Annotated in this window: 15 protein-coding genes; 5 read left to right on the forward strand and 10 right to left on the reverse strand. The window is 72.6% G+C overall.

Features of this window, described 5'->3' with window-relative positions; genetic code table 11:
• The first annotated feature begins 72 nt into the window (after nt 1-72).
• Nucleotides 73-2,802: a pyruvate, phosphate dikinase gene (ppdK, locus tag KUM03_RS26745; protein ID WP_217252076.1), complete on the forward strand. Its 2,730-nt coding sequence runs from the start codon at nt 73-75 to the stop codon at nt 2,800-2,802.
• A gap of 148 nt (nt 2,803-2,950) precedes the next feature.
• Here the strand turns inward: ppdK and KUM03_RS26750 are convergent, their stop codons facing one another.
• Nucleotides 2,951-3,397, reverse strand: coding sequence for an excalibur calcium-binding domain-containing protein (locus tag KUM03_RS26750; RefSeq protein ID WP_217252078.1), 447 nt, complete (start codon nt 3,395-3,397; stop codon nt 2,951-2,953).
• Between the two features lie 326 nt (nt 3,398-3,723).
• On the opposite strand from KUM03_RS26750, the gene KUM03_RS26755 reads away from it, so the two are divergent.
• Nucleotides 3,724-4,881 carry an RNA-guided endonuclease TnpB family protein gene (locus KUM03_RS26755; protein ID WP_217252081.1) on the forward strand — a complete coding sequence of 386 codons (1,158 nt, stop codon included), beginning with the start codon at nt 3,724-3,726 and terminating at the stop codon, nt 4,879-4,881.
• Between the two features lie 38 nt (nt 4,882-4,919).
• On the opposite strand, the gene nirD is transcribed toward KUM03_RS26755, so the two are convergent.
• Genes nirD through KUM03_RS26770 form a run of 3 tightly spaced genes read right to left on the reverse strand, consistent with a single transcriptional unit; the run spans nt 4,920 to nt 9,174 of the window.
• Nucleotides 4,920-5,321 carry a nitrite reductase small subunit NirD gene (gene nirD, locus KUM03_RS26760; protein ID WP_217252083.1) on the reverse strand — a complete coding sequence of 134 codons (402 nt, stop codon included), beginning with the start codon at nt 5,319-5,321 and terminating at the stop codon, nt 4,920-4,922.
• The gene (gene nirB, locus KUM03_RS26765; protein WP_217252086.1) at nt 5,318-7,933 is read right to left on the reverse strand and encodes a nitrite reductase large subunit NirB; all 2,616 of its coding nucleotides are present in this window, start codon (nt 7,931-7,933) and stop codon (nt 5,318-5,320) included. Before nirB ends, nirD begins: the two co-directional genes overlap by 4 nt.
• On the reverse strand, nt 7,933-9,174 hold the full coding sequence (locus tag KUM03_RS26770) for an NAD(P)/FAD-dependent oxidoreductase (protein WP_217252089.1): 1,242 nt from the start codon (nt 9,172-9,174) through the stop codon (nt 7,933-7,935). The genes nirB and KUM03_RS26770 overlap by 1 nt, the downstream gene beginning before the upstream one ends.
• 165 nt (nt 9,175-9,339) lie before the next feature.
• Here KUM03_RS26770 and KUM03_RS26775 point away from each other — a divergent pair, with 165 nt between their 5' ends.
• Nucleotides 9,340-10,122: a TSUP family transporter gene (locus tag KUM03_RS26775; protein ID WP_073722859.1), complete on the forward strand. Its 783-nt coding sequence runs from the start codon at nt 9,340-9,342 to the stop codon at nt 10,120-10,122.
• Between the two features lie 49 nt (nt 10,123-10,171).
• On the opposite strand, the gene KUM03_RS26780 is transcribed toward KUM03_RS26775, so the two are convergent.
• The 3 genes from KUM03_RS26780 to KUM03_RS26790 form a co-directional block, all read right to left on the reverse strand.
• Nucleotides 10,172-10,801, reverse strand: a complete 630-nt coding sequence (locus KUM03_RS26780) for a class F sortase (protein WP_217252091.1) — start codon at nt 10,799-10,801, stop codon at nt 10,172-10,174.
• 121 nt (nt 10,802-10,922) lie between these two features.
• The gene (locus KUM03_RS26785; protein ID WP_217252093.1) at nt 10,923-11,456 is read right to left on the reverse strand and encodes a hypothetical protein; all 534 of its coding nucleotides are present in this window, start codon (nt 11,454-11,456) and stop codon (nt 10,923-10,925) included.
• Nucleotides 11,457-11,705: 249 nt separating this feature from the next.
• Complete coding sequence (locus tag KUM03_RS26790) at nt 11,706-13,352, reverse strand: M4 family metallopeptidase (RefSeq protein WP_217252095.1); 1,647 nt, start codon at nt 13,350-13,352, stop codon at nt 11,706-11,708.
• 149 nt (nt 13,353-13,501) lie between these two features.
• Here KUM03_RS26790 and KUM03_RS26795 point away from each other — a divergent pair, with 149 nt between their 5' ends.
• Nucleotides 13,502-13,972 (forward strand): gamma-glutamylcyclotransferase family protein, encoded by a 471-nt coding sequence (locus tag KUM03_RS26795; RefSeq protein ID WP_217252097.1) that lies wholly within the window; start codon nt 13,502-13,504, stop codon nt 13,970-13,972.
• A gap of 16 nt (nt 13,973-13,988) precedes the next feature.
• Here the strand turns inward: KUM03_RS26795 and KUM03_RS26800 are convergent, their stop codons facing one another.
• The 3 genes from KUM03_RS26800 to KUM03_RS26810 form a co-directional block, all read right to left on the reverse strand.
• Entirely contained in the window at nt 13,989-16,097 is a 2,109-nt protein-coding gene (locus KUM03_RS26800) for a molybdopterin oxidoreductase family protein (RefSeq protein WP_217252100.1), read from the reverse strand.
• A 218-nt stretch (nt 16,098-16,315) separates the two neighbouring features.
• The gene (locus KUM03_RS26805; protein WP_217252103.1) at nt 16,316-16,618 is read right to left on the reverse strand and encodes a hypothetical protein; all 303 of its coding nucleotides are present in this window, start codon (nt 16,616-16,618) and stop codon (nt 16,316-16,318) included.
• A gap of 183 nt (nt 16,619-16,801) precedes the next feature.
• A complete protein-coding gene (locus KUM03_RS26810; protein ID WP_217252105.1) occupies nt 16,802-17,488 on the reverse strand; it encodes a vancomycin high temperature exclusion protein in 687 nt (228 codons plus the stop codon).
• A gap of 166 nt (nt 17,489-17,654) precedes the next feature.
• Between KUM03_RS26810 and KUM03_RS26815 the strand changes: the two genes are divergently transcribed.
• The gene (locus tag KUM03_RS26815) at nt 17,655-18,437 is read left to right on the forward strand and encodes a sirohydrochlorin chelatase (protein WP_217252107.1); all 783 of its coding nucleotides are present in this window, start codon (nt 17,655-17,657) and stop codon (nt 18,435-18,437) included.
• Nucleotides 18,438-18,449 lie beyond the last annotated feature (12 nt).

Raw genomic sequence — 18,449 nt, forward strand, 5'->3', positions numbered from 1 at the left:
CCCAGGTGCCTTTGATCTGGGTACATTCCTCGCCGTCAGGGCAGCCACCGCGTCCTCGAGGAGTCGAGACCCGTGTCGGAAAACAAAGAACCTCAGGTAACGAACGCGACGAAGTTCGTTTACGACTTCACCGAGGGCAACAAGGACCTCAAGGACCTCCTCGGCGGCAAGGGCGCCAACCTCGCCGAGATGACCAACCTGGGTCTTCCGGTCCCTCCCGGCTTCACCATCACCACCGAGGCCTGCAAGACCTACCTCGACAGCGGTGAGGAGCCGACGGCACTGCGTGACGAGGTGAGTGCGCACCTCGACGCCCTCGAAGAGAAGATGGGCAAGAAGCTCGGCCAGGCCGACAACCCCCTCCTCGTGTCGGTCCGTTCCGGCGCCAAGTTCTCCATGCCCGGCATGATGGACACGGTCCTCAACATCGGCCTCTCCGACAAGTCGGTGCAGGGCCTGGCCAAGCAGGCCGGCGACGACCGCTTCGCGTGGGACTCCTACCGCCGCCTGATCCAGATGTTCGGCAAGACCGTCCTCGGCGTCGACGGCGACCTCTTCGAGGAGGCGCTGGAGGCGGCGAAGACGGCCAAGAAGGTCAGCGTCGACACCGAGCTGGAGGCCGCCGACCTCAAGAAGCTGGTCACCAAGTTCAAGAAGATCGTCAAGGCCGAGGCCGGCCGGGACTTCCCGCAGGACCCGCGCGAGCAGATGGACCTCGCCATCAAGGCGGTCTTCGACTCCTGGAACGGCGAGCGCGCCAAGCTCTACCGCCGCCAGGAGCGCATCCCCCACGACCTCGGCACGGCGGTCAACGTCTGCTCCATGGTCTTCGGCAACCTGGGCCCCGACTCGGGCACGGGCGTCGCCTTCACCCGCGACCCCGCCTCCGGCCACCAGGGCGTCTACGGCGACTACCTCCAGAACGCCCAGGGCGAGGACGTCGTCGCCGGCATCCGCAACACCGTCCCGCTGGCGGAGCTGGAGCAGATCGACAAGAAGTCGTACGACCAGCTGATGCAGATCATGGAGACGCTGGAGAACCACTACCTGGACCTCTGCGACATCGAGTTCACCATCGAGCGCGGCCAGCTGTGGATGCTCCAGACCCGCGTCGGCAAGCGCACGGCGGGTGCGGCCTTCCGCATCGCCACCCAGCTCGTCGACCAGGGCCTGATCGACGAGGCCGAGGCCCTCCAGCGCGTCAACGGCGCCCAGCTCGCCCAGCTGATGTTCCCCCGCTTCGACGAGGACGCCAAGGTCGAGAAGGTCGGCCGGGGCATCGCGGCCTCGCCGGGCGCGGCGGTCGGCAAGGCGGTCTTCGACTCGTACACCGCCGTCAAGTGGTCCCGCTCGGGCGAGAAGGTCATCCTGGTGCGCCGCGAGACCAATCCCGACGACCTGGACGGCATGATTGCCGCCGAGGGCATCCTGACCTCGCGCGGCGGCAAGACCTCCCACGCGGCCGTCGTCGCGCGCGGCATGGGCAAGACCTGTGTCTGCGGCGCCGAGGAGCTGGAGGTCGACACCAAGCGCCGCCGGATGACCGTGCCCGGCGGGCACGTCGTCGAGGAAGGCGACGTCATCTCCATCGACGGCTCCTCCGGCAAGGTGTACCTGGGCGAGGTGCCGGTCGTGCCGTCGCCGGTCGTCGAGTACTTCGAGGGACGCATGCACGCGGGCGCCGAGGACGCCGACGAGCTGGTCGAGGCCGTGCACCGCATCATGGCCTTCGCCGACCGCAAGCGCCGGCTGCGGGTGCGCGCCAACGCGGACAACGCCGAGGACGCGCTGCGCGCCCGCCGCTTCGGCGCCCAGGGCATCGGCCTGTGCCGCACCGAGCACATGTTCCTCGGCGACCGGCGCGAGCTGGTCGAGCGGCTGATCCTGGCCGACACCGAGGCCGAGCGCGAGGAGTCCCTGAAGGAGCTGCTGCCGCTCCAGAAGCAGGACTTCGTCCAGCTCTTCGAGTCGATGGACGGCCTGCCGGTCACGGTCCGCCTCCTGGACCCGCCGCTGCACGAGTTCCTGCCCGACATCACCGAGCTGTCGGTGCGCGTCGCGCTCGCCGAGTCCCGCCAGGAGCCGCACGAGAACGAGCTGCGCCTGCTCCAGGCCGTGCACCGTCTGCACGAGCAGAACCCGATGCTGGGCCTGCGCGGCGTGCGCCTCGGCCTGGTCATCCCCGGCCTGTTCACCATGCAGGTGCGGGCCATCGCCGAGGCGGCGGCCGAGCGCAAGGCCGCCAAGGGCGACCCGCGCGCCGAGATCATGATTCCGCTGGTCGGCACCGTCCAGGAGCTGGAACTCGTCCGCGACGAGGCCGACCAGGTCATCGCCGAGGTCGAGGCGGCCACCGGAGCCAAGCTCAAGCTGTCCATCGGCACGATGATCGAGCTGCCGCGCGCCGCGCTGACCGCCGCTCAGATCGCCGAGGCAGCCGAGTTCTTCTCCTTCGGCACCAACGACCTCACCCAGACCGTGTGGGGCTTCAGCCGCGACGACGTGGAGGCCAGCTTCTTCACGGCCTACCTGGAGAAGGGCATCTTCGGCGTCTCCCCGTTCGAGACGATCGACAAGGACGGCGTCGGCTCCCTGGTCGCCGCCGCCGCCAAGGCCGGCCGCGAAACCCGCCCCGACCTGAAGCTCGGCGTCTGCGGCGAGCACGGCGGCGACCCCGAGTCCGTCCACTTCTTCCACGAGGTGGGCCTGGACTACGTCTCCTGCTCCCCGTTCCGGATTCCGGTGGCGCGGCTGGAGGCGGGCCGGGCGGCGTCGCAGTCGAAGGGCAGCGACCACCGGTAAGCAAGCCCCCGAGAGGGGCGCAAGACCCCGGAGCCGCCGTCTGTCACCCGACCACCCTCACCGATCGGCGGCGGCTCCGGTCCACGGGAAAAGGCGGCACCCTGTGCGGGGGTGCCGCCTTTCGCGTCGGCCGGTGCCTCCTCCCGGGTCAGCCGGCGCCGTTGCTCCGGCGGCGGCGCGAGGCCAGCAGCAGTCCGCCGCCGGCGAGCACGACGGCCGCACCGCCCGCCGCGATGTACGGCGTGGTGTCGTCGCCGCCGGTCTCGGCGAGGTCGGCGCCCTGCTGCCCGGCGGCCTGCTCGCCGCTGCCGGAGTCGTCCTTGCTCCCGGAGTCGCCGGAGCCCTTGTCGTCGTCCTTGTCATCGGCGGGCACGAAGTCCGCGGGCGGCTTGTCGCAGCCGACGCCGTCCTGGTCCCGGTCGAGGCGGTCGGCGTAGTGCTCGTCGCCCTTCGGGATGTTGGAGTACCCGGCGTCGTACGCCTCGGTGCAGTTCTTGAACGGGTGGGTGCCTTCGTGCGCCTCGGCGAGGGTCGGCAGGGCGGCCAGGGCCACCGCGGCCACGGCGACGGCGGCGGGCTTGCGGAGCAGCTTCATCGAGATTCCCGGGACTGGTGTGGATGAGCGGATATGAGGTGACGAAGCTATTGAGGTGCGGGAGGTGTGGTGGCGATATGAAGAACCCGTGATGAGAACGTGACGTGACCGGACGGTAGCTCTCCGTTCGGAACCGATCGTTCGGCTCAGCCGCTCAGCCGCTCAGCCGCTCAGCGCCGCACCGCCACCGCCGTGAACGTCGTCTCGGGCGTCTATCGAAGATCCCGCGTAGCGGGGCAGGAGGCGGGGTTTCGCCCCCGGGGGCGAAAGACCGTGCTTGTACCTCAACTTATCCTCCATGACCGGAGGCTAGTAGGTTGTTCTGCGTGAAGATTGTCGCGCAGGTGAAGTTGTTGCCTGCGTCCGCTCATGATGCGGACGCGTTGGCGGCGACCCTGCGTGCCTGCAACCGGGCGGCGAACGTAGCCTCCGAGGTGGCGTTCGCGAAGGACCTGAAGCGCCGGAACGTGTTGCAGGATGCGGTGTACCACCGGATCAAGGCCGACTTCGATTTCGGGGCGCAGGCTGCTGTGCGCACGGTGAAGAAGGTGTGCGACGCGTACGCGACGCTGAAGGCCAACCTGCGGGCGGGGAACTGCGGCCCGGAGGGCTCCAAGCGCCGGGCGCGGGCCGAGTCGAGGCCGATCGGGTTTCGGGAGGCGGCGGCCCAGCCGTACGACGACCGCATCCTGACGTGGAACCTCGACCAGCAGACGGTCAGCATCTGGACGGTGGCCGGGCGGCTGAAGGGCATCCCGTTCGTGTGCTCGTCCCAGGCGTTGAAGCTCCTTGCCTCCCGTAAGGGCGAATCCGATCTGGTGATGCGCGACGGCATGTTCTTCCTGATCGCGACCATCGACATCCCCGAACCGCCCGTGTCGGAGCCGGATGGCTTCCTCGGGGTGGATCTCGGGATCGTCAATATCGCCACCACCTCGGACGGGCAGATCATGTCCGGACGGCAGGTCTACCGCTACCGGAAGCGCAAGCGGGACCTGCGGTCCAAGCTCCAGAAGAAGCGGACCAAGTCCGCTGCCCGGGTCCTCAAGCGTCAGCGGCGCAAGGAGGCCCGCTACGCCACCCAGCGCAACCACATCATCGCCAAGAAGCTCGTCGCCACCGCTGAACGCACCTCCCGGGGTATCGGTCTGGAAGACCTGACCGGTATCCGGCAGAGGGTTACGGCCAAGAAAGACCAGCGGGCACGGCTTTCCTCGTGGGCGTTCGCCCAGCTCGGCTCCTTCGTTGAGTACAAGGCCAAGCGAGCGGGTGTGCCCGTGGTCCACGTGGACCCGCGCAACACCTCCCGCCAGTGCTCGAACTGCTGGCACACCCACCGGTCCAACCGGATCGACCAAGCGAGGTTCGTGTGCAAGTCCTGCGGGACGATCCTGCACGCGGACCACAACGGCTCCCGCAACATCGCCCACCGGGCCGATGCTGTGTGGCAGCGGGGCGCAGTCAACCGCCCCAGAACGGCCTAGCCGTTCCGGACGCAGGAACCCACAGTGGGGCATCGGCATCACGTCTCACTCTGCCTGCAAGCCCGGTCCTTCAGGGCCGGGTAGTTGACCTCGTACGTCTCCACCCGCACCGCCTCGTCGTCCAGGCACACCCCGGTCGCCAGGTCGAAGCGCTGCTTGAGCAGCGGGGACGCGACGAAGGGGCGGCCCTGGTGGGTGCCGGTCAGGCCGCGGGAGAGGACCGCCGCGCCGGTGAACGGGTCCCGGTTGTCGATGGCGTACAGCTCGCCGTTCCGGTCGCGGAACAGGGCCACCTGGCCGCCGTCCGGCAGCAGGGCCGCGACGCCCCGGCCCGGGAGCAGGGCGCCGAGGTCGCAGGCCGTGAACCAGTCGTCCGCCAGGCGCAGCCGCACCTTCAGGTCGGTCGTCTCGGGTGCCAGGGGCTCGGGTGCCAGGGTCATCGTCGGGTGCTTCCTTCCAGGAGGTCGTCTTGCGAGGGGCGCCGCAGGCCGATGTCCAGCAGCGGCAGGTCGGGCTTCATCTGGTCGCGTTCCGGCACGAAGCCCACGACCGGGTCGGGGGTGTCGGGCGCGTTCACGAAGGACACGAACCGGGCCAGCTTCTCGGGGTCGTTGATGGTCTCGGCCCACTCGTCGCGGTAGTGCGAGACGTGGGCGCGCATCAGGGACTCCAGTTCGTCGCAGATGCCGAGCGAGTCGTGCACGACGACGTCCCGTACGTGGTCCAGGCCGCCGGGGACGCGCTCCAGCCAGGTGGAGGTGCGCTCCAGTTTGTCGGCGGTGCGGATGTAGAACATCAGGAACCGGTCGATCAGGCGGACCAGTTCGGCGTCCGAGAGGTCCTGCGCGAGCAGGTCCGCGTGGCGCGGGGTGGCGCCGCCGTTGCCGCCGACGTAGAGGTTCCAGCCGTTGGACGTGGCGATCACGCCGAAGTCCTTCGACTGGGCCTCGGCGCACTCGCGGGCACAGCCCGAGACCGCCGACTTCAGCTTGTGCGGGGACCTGAGCCCCCGGTAGCGCAGCTCCAGGTCGATCGCCATCCGCACCGAGTCCTGGACGCCGTACCGGCACCAGGTCTGCCCCACGCAGGACTTCACCGTGCGCAGCGACTTGCCGTACGCGTGCCCGGACTCGAAGCCGGCGTCCACCAGCCGGGCCCAGATCACTGGCAGCTGCTCGACGCGGGCGCCGAACATGTCGATGCGCTGACCGCCGGTGATCTTCGTGTAGAGCCCGAAGTCCCGGGCGATCTCGCCGATGACGATCAGCTTCTCCGGTGCGATCTCGCCGCCGGGGATGCGCGGGACGACGGAGTACGAACCGTTCTTCTGGAGGTTGGCCAGGAAGTGGTCGTTGGTGTCCTGGAGGGCGGCCTGCTCACCGTCCAGGACGTAGCCGCTGGCGCCGATGCTCGGGGCGAGGGAGGCGATGATCGAGCCGACAGCCGGTTTGCACACCTCGCAGCCCTCGCCGCCCCGGGCGCCCTCGCGTCCGTGCCCGTCCAACAGCTCCCGGTAGGAGGTGATCCGCAGCGCGAGGACGATCTCGTACAGCTCCTCGCGGGTCTGGGCGAAGCAGCCGCACAGCCCCTTGTCGACCTCGACGCCGCTCGCCTCCAGCTCGGCGGTGACGAGCTGGCCGAGCACCTTCACGCAGGAGCCGCAGCCGGTACCGGCCTTGGTGCACTTCTTCACCTCGGGCACGGTGGTGCAGGAGTGCTCGGTCACCGCGCCGCGGATGGTGCCCTTGGTGACGTTGTGGCAGGAGCAGATCACCGCGTCGTCGGGGAGGGCGGCCGGGCCGAGCTGGGCGGGGGCGCCCGCACCGGCGGGCAGTACGAGCGACTCGGGGGAGACCGGCGGGACCGAGCCGGTGAACGCCCGCAGGGTGCCGTACGCCTCCGCGTCGCCGACCAGGATGCCGCCGAGCAGCGTGCCGTCGCGGCCGACGACCAGCTTCTTGTACAGGCCCGCGCGGGAGTCGGAGTAGACGACGTCCAGGCAGTCCTCGGCGGTGCCGTGCGCGTCGCCGAAGGACGCCACGTCCACGCCGAGCAGCTTCAGCTTGGTGGACAGGTCGGCGCCGGTGAAGGAGGCCTCCTGGGCGGCGATGGTGGCGGCGGCCGTCTCGGCCTGCTCGTACCCGGGCGCCACCAGCCCGTACACCCGCCCGTCGGCGGCGAGCGCGCACTCGCCGATCGCGAAGACGTGCTCGTCGGTGACGGTGCGGCACCGTTCGTCGACGCTGATGCCGCCGCGCTCGCCGACCGCCAGTCCGCAGTCGCGGGCCAGCTGGTCGCGGGGGCGGACACCGGCGCTGAACACCACCAGGTCGGTGGCGAGTTCGGAGCCGTCGGAGAGCTTCATGCCGGTGACGGCGCCTGTCGCGTCGTCGACCACGATCTCCTGCGTGCCGACGCCCGTGTGCACGGACAGGCCCATCTCCTCGATGGTGCGCAGCAGCGCCGCGCCGCCGCCCTCGTCGACCTGGACCGGCATCAGGCGGGGCGCGAACTCCACGATGTGCGAGGTGAGCCCGAGTCCCTTGAGCGCGCCGGCCGCCTCCAGCCCGAGCAGCCCGCCGCCGACCACCGCACCGGTCGTCGCGGTCTTCGCGTACGCCTCGATGGCGAGCAGGTCCTCGATCGTCCGGTAGACGAAGCAGCCCTCGGCGTCCTTGCCGGGGACGGGCGGCACGAACGGGTACGAGCCGGTCGCCAGCACCAGCACGTCGTAGCCGACGACCAGCCCGGAGCGGGCGGTCACCGTGCGCGCCTCGCGGTCGACGCTCTCCGCCGGGTCGCCGACGCGCAGTTCGATGCCGTGCTCCTCGATGAAGGCCATGTCGGTCATCGACAGGTCCTCGGGGGTCTTCCCCGAGAAGTACGAGGTGAGCTGGACGCGGTCGTAGGCGGGGCGCGGCTCCTCGCACAGGACGACCACGCGGTGCGTGGCGGTCAGGCCGCGCTCGGCGAGTGCCTCCAGGAAACGCTGGCCGACCATGCCGTGGCCGACGAGGACGATGGTGGGGGTGGGCCCCGGGGTGGCGGTCATCAGGAGCCTCCGTCATGGGTGAGCAGGTGGAGCAGGGGGCCGCCGTCGGACGGGAGCGGCTCTGCTCCCTCCCAGGCGCGCGCGAGCGCGCCGACGGTGCCGAGTTCGCCGACCAGGACCCCGCCGACCAGCCGGTCGTCACGGACGACGACCTTGCGGTAGGTGCCCCGGGTGGCGTCGGCGAGCTGCACGACGTCGTCGCCGGGGCGGGGGTCGGTCTCGCCGAACGCGGCGAGGTCGAAGGAGCCCTCGGGCCCGAAGGGGCCGCCGGGCCCGGTGAGGGTGAGCCGGGTCAGGGAGCGGGTGCCGGTGTAGCGGGCGGCGGTGCTGCCGTTCCCCGCGAGCAGCTCGGCCAGCGCGCCGGCCTGTTCGAGGGCCGGGGCGGCCAGCCCGTACACGCGCCCCGCGTGCTGGGCACAGTCGCCGATCGCACGGATGTGCGGGTCACTGGTGCGCAGCTCGTCGTCGACGACCACGCCCCCCGCGACCTCCAGACCGGCGGCCCGCGCGAGCCCGACGCGCGGCCGGACCCCGCACGCGAGGACGACGACGTCGGCGCCCAGCGCGTACCCGTCCGCCAGCTCCACCGACCGCACCGCCCCGCCGACGCTCCGCACGTCCCGCACCCGGCACTCGGTGTGCACCTCGACACCGAGGCCCTCCAGGTGGCGCCGGACGAGAGCGGAGGCGGCCGGGTCGAGCCGGCATTCCATGAGCCGCTCGGACTGCTGGGCGAGGACGACCTGCGCGCCGCGCACGGCCAGCGCCCGGGCGGCGGACACGCCGAGCAGCCCGCCCCCGACGACGACCGCCCGCGTCCCCGGCCGCAGCGCCTTGGACAGGCCCAGGCAGTCGTCCATCGTCCGGAACGCGTGCACCCCCTCGGGCAGCTCCCGGTCCGGGGTGAACAGGCCGCGCAGCGGCGGCAGTACGGCGTTGGAGCCGGTGGCGAGGACCAGCGTGTCGTAGGCGATCACGGAGCCGTCGGCGCAGTGGACGGTGCGCCCGGCCCGGTCGACGCCGGTGACCCGGCCGCGCAGCAGTCCGGGCGGCGCGGGCAGGGCGACCACCTCGGGGCTGTACCGTCCGGCCAGCACCTCGGCGAGCAGCACCCGGTTGTACGGGCGGTGCTCCTCGTCGCCGACGACCAGCGCGGGCGTGCCGAGCTCACCGAGCCGCCGGGCGAGGGTGACGCCCGCGAGTCCGGCGCCGATCACCACCACACGCGTATTCGAGGTCATGGCAACGAGCGTGCGGTGCGGGTGTTACCCGGTGGCATCACGACTGTTTCCCACGGGGAACGCTGCCCTCAGCGGCGGCGGCCGGTCCGTGTGAGGAGGGCGGGAACCTCAGAAGACCCTCATCTCGATGGACGGCGCATCCATCGCGTCCATAGGGTCGCGATCATGCCCGACATATCGCTGACCACGGTCGTCCTGCTCTGCCTCGCCGCCCTCGCGGCCGGCTGGATCGACGCCGTGGTGGGCGGCGGCGGGCTCCTGCTGCTGCCCGCGCTGCTGCTGGGCCTGCCCGCCGGGACACCGGCCGCGCACGCGCTGGGCACCAACAAGGCGGTCGCCATCGTCGGCACCACCGGCGCGGCGGTGACGTACGCACGCAAGGCGCCCGTGGACGTCGGCACCGCCGTACGGATCGGCCTCGCGGCGCTCGCCGGATCGTCGGGCGGGGCCTTCTTCGCGGCCGGGATGAGCACCGAGGTCCTCAAGCCCGTCATCATGGTGGTGCTGCTGGCGGTCGCGGCCTTCGTGATCCTGCGCCCCGCCTTCGGCACCGCCCCCGCGACCGGCCCCGCCACCCGCCGTCAGACCCTCGCCGCGATCGGCCTCGCGGGCCTCGGCATCGGCTTCTACGACGGCCTGATCGGACCGGGCACGGGGACCTTCCTGGTGCTGGCCCTCACCGCCGTCCTCCACCTGGACCTGGTGACCGCCTCCGCCACCGCGAAGATCGTCAACTGCTGCACCAACGCGGGCGCCCTCGCGATGTTCGCCTGGCAGGGCGCGGTGCTGTGGCAGCTTGCGGCCCTGATGGCCGTGTTCAACCTGGCGGGCGGCACCCTCGGCGCGCACACGGCGCTGAAGCGGGGCAGCGGCTTCGTGCGGATCGTGCTGCTGACGGTGGTGTTCGCGCTGGTGGCGAACCTGGCGTACGAGCAGTGGATCGCGTAGGAAGCGCTCAGGCGAGGTCCCACCTGCGGCCGTCTCATCTGCGGCCGTCTCAGCGGCTGCCGGTCAGGTGGGCGAAGACGACCACGTTCCCCTGGTAGCCGGTACCGCGTGCGTAGGCGCCGCCGCAGGTGATCACGCGCAGCTCGGGCCGGTCGGCCGCGCCGTACACCTTCTCGTCGGGGAAGTCCTCCGCCTCGTACACCTCGACGGCGTCCACGGTGAACACCGCGACGCCGCCGTCCTGCCGGTCGACCTCGATCACCGAGCCCTTCTCCAGCGCGCCGAGCCGGTAGAAGACGGCGGGGCCCTCGGCGTTGTCGACGTGCCCGGCGACGATCGCGGTGCCCGTCTCACCGGGGGTGGTGCCGGCCTCGTACCAGCCGGCCAGGTTCTCGTCCTCGGCGGGCGGTACGTCGAGGCTGCCGGACGGTGTCAGTCCGAGGCCCGTCATGGGGGCGTCCACGTCGATCGCCGGGATGCGGATGCGGTCCGGCGGGGAGGGCGGCAGCGCCGGTGCCGCGGGCGCCCGCCCCGCCTGCCCGGCGCCGGCACGGGCGGCCTGCGCGGCCGACGGCTGCGGCGGGGCCTCGGCGCCGGTGCCGTCGAGCAGCAGCCACGCGCCGGAGCAGAGGGCGAGTGCGGTGACCGCGGCTATCGCGGAGTTGCCGATCCTGCGCATGACGCGCCCCTCTCCCTAGGGTCCCTCGGGGTTCCCCTGCCCCCTCCGGGCCGCGAGGGGCATCGGACCCGGAGGGGGTGGGGAAGTGCGGTACCGGCGGACGGGCAGCGGAGGGTGCCCGTCAGATCCCGTCGCCTCTCGCCCGGCGATGCAGGAGCCAGGTACCGCCCGCGGCGGCGACGGCCAGAGCCGCAACACCGGCCGCGGTCTGCACGGGGTCGGGGCCAAGAGCGCCACCGACCCCCGTCTTCACGCTTCCTCTGGGGTACACCTGCTCACGGGCCGAGGTCAGCGTGACCACCAGGTCACCCGCCACCCGCTTGCCGCTCCCACCACAGGTCGCGACGATCTCGTACGTCCCCGGCTGGGCGCTCGGCGGCACCTGGAAGTCGCCCGTCGTCTCGCCCTCCCGCGCGCCCGGCGCCAGCGGGAACTCACCGGCGCCCACCGCGCTGGCGTCCCCCGCCGCCGCGCCGTCCTCGCCGCACGCCGCCGTGCGCACCGTGGCCCGTTCGCCCGGCACGACCGAGGACGGGTACACCTCCAGACCACCGGTGACCCGGGCCTCCCCGGCGTACGCGGGCGCCGGGGAGGCGAGGCCGACGGCCGCGACGGCGAGCGCGGTGCCGGTGAGCAGGCGGACGGTACGTCGCATCGGTGCTCCTTCGAGCTCTTCGGTGGCCCCTGCCCTACCGAGGAAAGTCGCACCGGGCGCGGCCCGCTCCCCGAGATCACGCCGGGAATGGGATGAACGGGTGTCGCCCGCGCTTCCGGCGCCCCCGCGCGAGACACCGTTCCGGCAGGTCACGGGCGTACGAGGGGCCCACCCGGGGAAAGTTGTGCCGGTGCGCGGGGCGCGCGTGTGAACGGGTGACCGTGCCGCCGAACGGGCCCGCGTCGCGCGTCAGCCGACGTTCACCGCGCTCCATGTCGCGCCCACCGCGGCGTACTCCGCGCTGTCGGCGCCGTACAGGTCCCTCGCCGCGTTCAGGGTGGCCGTGCGGGCGCCCGCGTAGTCCGTGGAAGAGGTCATGTACACGGTCAGCGCCCGGTACCAGATGTCGCCCAGCTTCTCCCGGCCGATCCCGGAGACGGTGGAGCCGTCGCAGGTGGGGGAGTCGTAGCGCACGCCGCCCACGGTCTTCGCGCCGCTGCCCTCGGCCAGCAGGTAGGCGAAGTGGTTGGCGATCCCGGAGGAGTAGTGGACGTCGAGGTCGCCCGCGGTCGTGCTCCAGCAGTCGGCCGAACTGCCGTCCCGGCTCGGCCGGTCCATGCGGCGCAGCGCGTCGCGGCCGAAACCGTCCCGGACGACCTTCTCGCCGATCAGGTAGTCCCCGGGGTCGGTGGCGTTGTCCGCGTGCCACTCCACCAGTGTGCCGAAGATGTCTGAGGTCGCCTCGTTCAGCCCACCGGACTCGCCCGAGTACGTCAGCGCCGCCGTCGACGACGTCACGCCGTGCGTCATCTCGTGCGCGGCGACGTCCAGCGAGACCAGCGGACCGAAGGTCGTCCCGTCCCCGTCGCCGTACGTCATGCAGAAGCAGCCGTCGTCCCAGAAGGCGTTGTTGTACCGGGTGCCGTAGTGCACGCGGTTGTACGAGCCCTTGCCGTCGCCCGCGATGCCGCTGCGGCCGTGGACGTCCTCGTAGTAGTCCCAGGTGACGTCCGTGCCGTACTGCGCGTCCACGGCGGCGGTGGCGCGGTCGTCGGCCGTCCCGGTGCCCCAGTGGTTGTCGGCGTCGGTGAAGACCGTCGAGGGGGCCCGGACGAGGCAGACGCCGAGGAGGCACAGGTCGGTCTGGTTCCCGGCGTCACCGGTGTACGTGCCGCCGCGTGTCGGGTCCTTGAGCTGGTACGACGACCCGGACTGCGTGGTCCGCAGCGGCACCGTCCCGCCGTACAGCGACGTGCCGTCGCCCTCGGCCGCCGACTCCAGGGCGTCCCAGGCGTCGATCCGGTCGCCCGTGGCCGCGTCGGTCAGCACCGTGCGCGCGACCGGGTTGCCGAGGGAGTCCAGCGCGACGGCGTTCGTCCGCCAGGCCAGCTTCGGGGCGCCGTGCAGGGCGTCGACGACCAGTTCGGGCTCGGCGGTGAGCCGCTTCAGCAACTGGCCCGGGTTGGCGGCGCGCAGCGCGGTCGCGGCGAGGTCGGCGGCCTTGGGGGCGGACAGCTCCGGGGTGACGGTGGGCAGGGAGAGCGCCGCCCTCGTCGCGCGGTCGGCGCCCCGGTAGTCGCCGTCGGGGGCGAGGTGGACGACGAAGTCGCCGCCCAGGACGGGCAGGTCGCGGTACGTGCGGTCGTAGCGGACGTGCTGGGTGCCGTCCGCGTCGACGATGACGTCACGGACCTCCGTCTCCTGGGCCGGGGTCAGGCCCAGGGCCGGGGCCCGGTCCGCGAGGACCGCCGCCGCGTTGTCGAGGGCGGCGGCCCGAGTCGGGCGGTCGGCGGCGCCGGCGGTGGGGGCGAGCGCGGCGACCAGGAGGGAGGCGGCGGTGGCGGTGACGGCGGCGGTCGTGAGGCGGGAACCGCGGACGGGCCGTATTCGGCTCATCGGTCTCCTCGGAGAAGGCGCGTGGGGACGCAGAGGGTGGGGGAGCTGGGGGGTGGGGAGTTGGAGAATGGGGGGGTGCTGACTCGGCTTCAAGGGCTCCTGGACATGTCATGTCCATAGCGCGCACGTGGAGATCGTGAGGGGAGAGAATGACCCTCGTGGACGCCTTGCCGGATGCTGTGACGGACGCCGTGCCGGATGCCGGGAGACTGCCGTTCTTCGTCTACGGCACGCTCCGCCCCGGCGCCCCCAACCACGCCCGTTTCCTCACCGGCCGCACCCGCGCCGAGGAACCGGCCCGGCTCACCGGCGCCGTCCTGTACCCCGGCCCCGGCTACCCCTACGCCGTCGAGGCCCCGGGCGGCGTGGTGACCGGCGACCTCGTCACCGCCCGGCCGGAGGCGTACGCCGACCTGCTCGCCACCCTCGACCGGTTGGAGGAGTACGCGCCGGGCGACCCGCGCAACCTCTACGACCGGGCCGCGAGGAACGTCGTACGGGTCGCCGACGGCTCGCCCGTCCGCGCCTGGGTCTACCTCGCCGCCCCGGCCGTCGCGGCCGGGCTGCGCGCCCGCGCCACGCCGATCGAGGGCGGGGAGTGGCGGGCCGCGGACCGGTGAGCCCGGTGGAGGGGCCCTAAAGCCCCGCCACCGCCACCGCCTCCACCCGCACCGCGCACACCTTGAACTCCGGCATCCGCGAGGTCGGGTCGAGGGCCGGGTTGGTCAGGGTGTTGGCGCGTCCCTCGCCCGGCCAGTGGAAGGGCATGAACACCGTGTCGGGCCGGATGCCGGAGGTGATGCGGGCCGGTGCCACCGCCCGCCCGCGCCGCGACACGACGGCCACCGGATCGCCGTCGGCCGCCCCGAGCCGCGCCGCCAGCCGCGGGTGCAGCTCCACGAAGGGGCCGGGGGCGGCGGCGTTCAGCTCCTCCACCCGCCGGGTCTGCGCCCCGGACTGGTACTGCGCCACGACCCGGCCGGTCGTCAGCAGCACCGGGTACTCGTCGTCCGGCTCCTCGGCGCTCGGCCGGTGCGAGACGGGGGCGAACCGGGCCCGGCCGTCGTCGGTGGCGAAACGGTCGAGGAAGAGGCGCGGGGTGCCGGGGTGGGACGCGGCGTCATCGTCCAGGGGCGCCGGACACGGCCAGAACACCCCGTCCTCCTCCGCCAGCCGCCGGTAGTCGATCCCGGAGTAGTCCGCGGGACCCCCCGCGCTCGCCCGGCGCAGTTCCTCGAAGACCTCCTCCGGCTCGGTCGGGAAGCCCTGCTCCACCCCGAGCCGGCCGGCCAGCCCGTGCAGCACCTCCAGGTCGCTGCGGACACCGTCCGGTGGCGTGATCGCCCGCCGCCGCAGCAGCACCCGCCCCTCCAGGCTGGTCGTCGTCCCCGTCTCCTCCGCCCACTGCGTCACCGGCAGCACCACGTCCGCGAGCGCCGCCGTCTCGGAGAGCACCACGTCGCACACGGCCAGGAAGTCCAGGGACCGCAGCCGCCCCTCGATGTGCGCCGCGCGGGGCGCCGACACCACCGGGTTGGACCCCATCACCAGCAACGACCTGATGTCCGTTCCCAGCGCGTCCAGCAGCTCGTACGCACTGCGCCCCGGACCCGGCAGCGAGTCCGGGTCCACGCCCCACACCCCGGCCACGTGCCGCCGCGCCGCCGGATCGGTCAGCTTGCGGTAGCCCGGCAACTGGTCGGCCTTCTGCCCGTGCTCGCGCCCGCCCTGCCCGTTGCCCTGCCCGGTCAGGCACCCGTACCCGGACAGCGGCCGACCGGCCCGCCCCGTCGCCAGGCACAGGTTGATCCACGCGCCCACCGTGTCCGTCCCCTTGGCCTGCTGCTCGGGCCCGCGCGCGGTCAGCACCATCGCCGCGTCCGGAGCGCAGAACAGCCGCACCGCCTCCCGCAGTTCCGGCACGGACACCCCCGTGATCCGCTCCACGTACTCCGGCCAGTGCGCCATCGCCGCCGCCCGCGCCTCCTCCCAGCCCGCCGTGCGCTCCTCGACGTACTCCGCGTCCACCCGGCCCTCGGCGACGACCAGGTGCAGCATGCCCAGCGCGAGCGCGAGATCCGTGCCGGGCCTGGGCGCGAGGTGCAGGTCGGCCTGCTCCGCGGTCTTCGTCCGCCGCGGGTCGACGACGATCAGCGTGCCGCCGTTCTCGCGCAGCTCGGTGAAGTAGCGCAGGGACGGCGGCATCGTCTCCGCCGGGTTCGACCCGACGAGGATCACGCACCCGGTCCTCGGGATGTCCTCCAGTGGGAACGGCAGCCCCCGGTCCAGCCCGAACGCCTTCGTGCCGGCCGCGGCGGCCGACGACATGCAGAACCGCCCGTTGTAGTCGATCTGCGAGGTCCCCAGCACCACCCGCGCGAACTTCCCCAGCGCGTACGCCTTCTCGTTGGTCAGCCCGCCCCCGCCGAACACCCCCAGCGCGTCCGCGCCGTACTCCGCCCGCGTGCGGGCCAGGTTCCCGGCGATCCGCCCCAGCGCCTCGTCCCAGCCCGCCGGCACGAGCACCCCCTCGGCCGACCGCACCAGCGGCGAGGTCAGCCGCACGCCCGACGAGAGCACCGCCGGCGCCGTCCGCCCCTTGCCGCACAGCGCGCCCCGGTTCACCGGGAAGTCCGCGCGCTCGGACACCTCGACGGTTCCGTCGGCGGCGGGCGTCAGATTCATCCCGCACTGCAGCGCGCAGTACGGGCAGTGCGTGGGCGTGGGCGTGGCGGTGTTCTGCATGCCGCCAGCGTGCGACGCGCGTGTTACGCGTCCGGGCGGCCGTTTGTTACGCCGCCGGGACGGTGACCTCCCCGGCGGACCTGGGCGGCCGTGAGGGTGCATGCCTGCCGTTGCCGGCACCGGCCCCCGGACCCGTCTCCGCACGGCAAGGGGCGGGAACAGGGCCGCGGCCCCGCTCCCGCCCCGTCACGGGCCGTCCCGCTCAGGGACGGCCAGGGTCAGCACTCGTAGGCGTAGTACGGCTCGTCGCCCGGCTCCAGACCGATGGTCCCGATCGAGTACGGGGCGATCTGGATGCAGTCCGGGTCCCACCCGTCGACCTCGACGCTGGCGGAGATGGTGTGACCGCAGGCGTTGTAGATGTCGGCCCAGCCGTAGCCGTAGTCGTAGAGCTTGGCGCAGCCCGGCTCCATCACCGGTGCGTCGTCGCCGTCGTCGGCCGCGGCGGTCCCGGCCGCCGCCGGCAGCGCGAACAGCGCCGCGGCGACGGCCGTGACCAACGTGGAGCGAAGTCCGGTCATCAAATGTCCCTTCCCCAGGAGCGCGGCGGTCGGCCCTTTCCGCTGCCGCGCACCGACGAAGCTACGCGTAGTCATGCGCGTACTGAGAGTGCTCAAGGGCTTGTTTCACGCTGCTGAGTGAAGCGCACACGACAAACCCGTCGGGACCGGAATGCCCTGATCCGTCCGCTCAGTCATTCGCCCTCAGCCGGGGGTGCTCAACGCCCGTGCCACGCCCGGCTCCTCGGGCCCCAGGAACCGCGGCTCGGGCTCGAACACCGCGTCGAGCGCCGCCTTTCCCGCCGCCAAGACCTCCCGGGCGCCCCCGTAGTACCAGGTCACGTCGCGCACCTCCTCGACCCCGACGCCGTACGACGCCACCCCGGCCTCCTGGCACAGTGCGACCGCCCGCCGGATGTGGAAGTCCTGGCTGATCAGCACCGCCCGGTCGACACCGAAGATCTTCTTCGCGCGTATGCAGGAGTCCCACGTGTCGAAGCCCGCGTAGTCGCTGACGATCCGCCGGTCGGGCACCCCGTGCCGGACCAGGTACGCGCGCATGGCGTCCGGCTCGTCGTACTCCTCGCGGCTGTTGTCCCCGGTGACGAGCACCACCTCGACCCGGCCCGCGCGGTACAGCTCCGCCGCCGCGTCCAGCCGGTGCGCGAGGTACGGCGATGGCTCCCCGTCCCACAGCCCCGCGCCGAACACGACCGCGACGTCGGTGCGGGGCACGTCGGCGGTGGTGCGCAGCCGGTCCTCCGTCACGACGCGCAGCCACGCGCCCGGCAGCAGCGCCAGCACGCACCCGGCCGCCACCGCCCGCACCAGCCGCCGCTGCCCCTTCCGGGTGCGCGGAAGGCGCGGTCTGCGAGGTCTCCAGCGGCGCATCGGTGTCGGTCCCCTCCCTGATCGTCCCCTGACCCCAGGGACGCCCGGGGGCGTCCGCCGGTTCACCCGCCGCTCACACGTACCGCCCGGCGCCGCGTGAACCGCCGGAAAACACCCGTGACATCCGCGCAACGGGGAGGCAACGTCCGCCCGCCACCCTCGGTGCATGACGGCGACGACAGTGATGAGCAAGAGGGACACAGCGACCCCCGGCGGCACCCCCGCCCTGGTCGTCGTCGCCCACGGCAGCCGCGACCCGCGCGCCCTGAGCACCGTACGGGCCCTGCTCGACCGGGCCCGCGCCCTGCGCCCCGCCCTGCCGGTGCACCTCGGTCACATCGAACTGAACGAGCCCCTGCTGCCCGACACGCTCACCGCCCTCGGCGACGGGGATGCCGTCCTCGTCCCGCTCCTCCTCAGCCGCGGCCACCACGTGAAACGGGACATCCCGGAGATGGCCGCGGCCTCCCCGGCCCGCACCCGCGTGGCCGCCCCGCTAGGCCCGCACCCTTTCCTCGTGGACGCCCTGCACGACAACCTCCTGGAGGCAGGCTGGCCCCTGCACGCCCCGCGGGACGCCGCCGTCGTCCTCGCCGCGGCGGGCTCCCGCGACCCGGACTCCAGGACCGACACGGACCGCACGGCAAGACTCCTGTCCGCCCGCCTCGGTGTCCCGGTGCTCCCGGCGTACGCCTCGGCGGCGGCCCCGACGGTCCCGGAGGCCGTACGCGTGCTGACCGCCCGCGGCTACCGCAACGTCGCCGTCGCCTCGTACTTCACGGCCCCGGGCCGCTTCGCGACCGAGTGCGCGACAGCGGCCCCGTGGATCGCGTCGACCCCGCTGGGCACCCACCCGGCGATGGCCCGTCTCCTCCTCCACCGCTACGACGAGGCGATGGAATCGAACCCGGGCGGTGCCTCGATACGCCGGGCAACCGCGACTCCCTAGGGGCGCGGGGAA

This window comes from Streptomyces sp. AC602_WCS936, assembly GCF_019049125.1.
Taxonomy (GTDB): Bacteria; Actinomycetota; Actinomycetes; order Streptomycetales; family Streptomycetaceae; genus Streptomyces.

What these genes read in the sequence shown, in the direction of transcription:
- KUM03_RS26750 (WP_217252078.1), bottom strand. Translation starts at nt 3,397, where the DNA reads ATGAAGCTGCTCCGCAAGCCCGCCGCCGTCGCCGTGGCCGCGGTGGCC.
- nirD (WP_217252083.1), bottom strand. Translation starts at nt 5,321, where the DNA reads ATGACCCTGGCACCCGAGCCCCTGGCACCCGAGACGACCGACCTGAAG.
- nirB (WP_217252086.1), bottom strand. Translation starts at nt 7,933, where the DNA reads ATGACCGCCACCCCGGGGCCCACCCCCACCATCGTCCTCGTCGGCCAC.
- KUM03_RS26770 (WP_217252089.1), bottom strand. Translation starts at nt 9,174, where the DNA reads ATGACCTCGAATACGCGTGTGGTGGTGATCGGCGCCGGACTCGCGGGC.
- KUM03_RS26775 (WP_073722859.1), top strand. Translation starts at nt 9,340, where the DNA reads ATGCCCGACATATCGCTGACCACGGTCGTCCTGCTCTGCCTCGCCGCC.
- KUM03_RS26780 (WP_217252091.1), bottom strand. Translation starts at nt 10,801, where the DNA reads ATGCGCAGGATCGGCAACTCCGCGATAGCCGCGGTCACCGCACTCGCC.
- KUM03_RS26785 (WP_217252093.1), bottom strand. Translation starts at nt 11,456, where the DNA reads ATGCGACGTACCGTCCGCCTGCTCACCGGCACCGCGCTCGCCGTCGCG.
- KUM03_RS26790 (WP_217252095.1), bottom strand. Translation starts at nt 13,352, where the DNA reads ATGAGCCGAATACGGCCCGTCCGCGGTTCCCGCCTCACGACCGCCGCC.
- KUM03_RS26795 (WP_217252097.1), top strand. Translation starts at nt 13,502, where the DNA reads ATGACCCTCGTGGACGCCTTGCCGGATGCTGTGACGGACGCCGTGCCG.
- KUM03_RS26800 (WP_217252100.1), bottom strand. Translation starts at nt 16,097, where the DNA reads ATGCAGAACACCGCCACGCCCACGCCCACGCACTGCCCGTACTGCGCG.
- KUM03_RS26805 (WP_217252103.1), bottom strand. Translation starts at nt 16,618, where the DNA reads ATGACCGGACTTCGCTCCACGTTGGTCACGGCCGTCGCCGCGGCGCTG.
- KUM03_RS26810 (WP_217252105.1), bottom strand. Translation starts at nt 17,488, where the DNA reads ATGCGCCGCTGGAGACCTCGCAGACCGCGCCTTCCGCGCACCCGGAAG.
- KUM03_RS26815 (WP_217252107.1), top strand. Translation starts at nt 17,655, where the DNA reads ATGACGGCGACGACAGTGATGAGCAAGAGGGACACAGCGACCCCCGGC.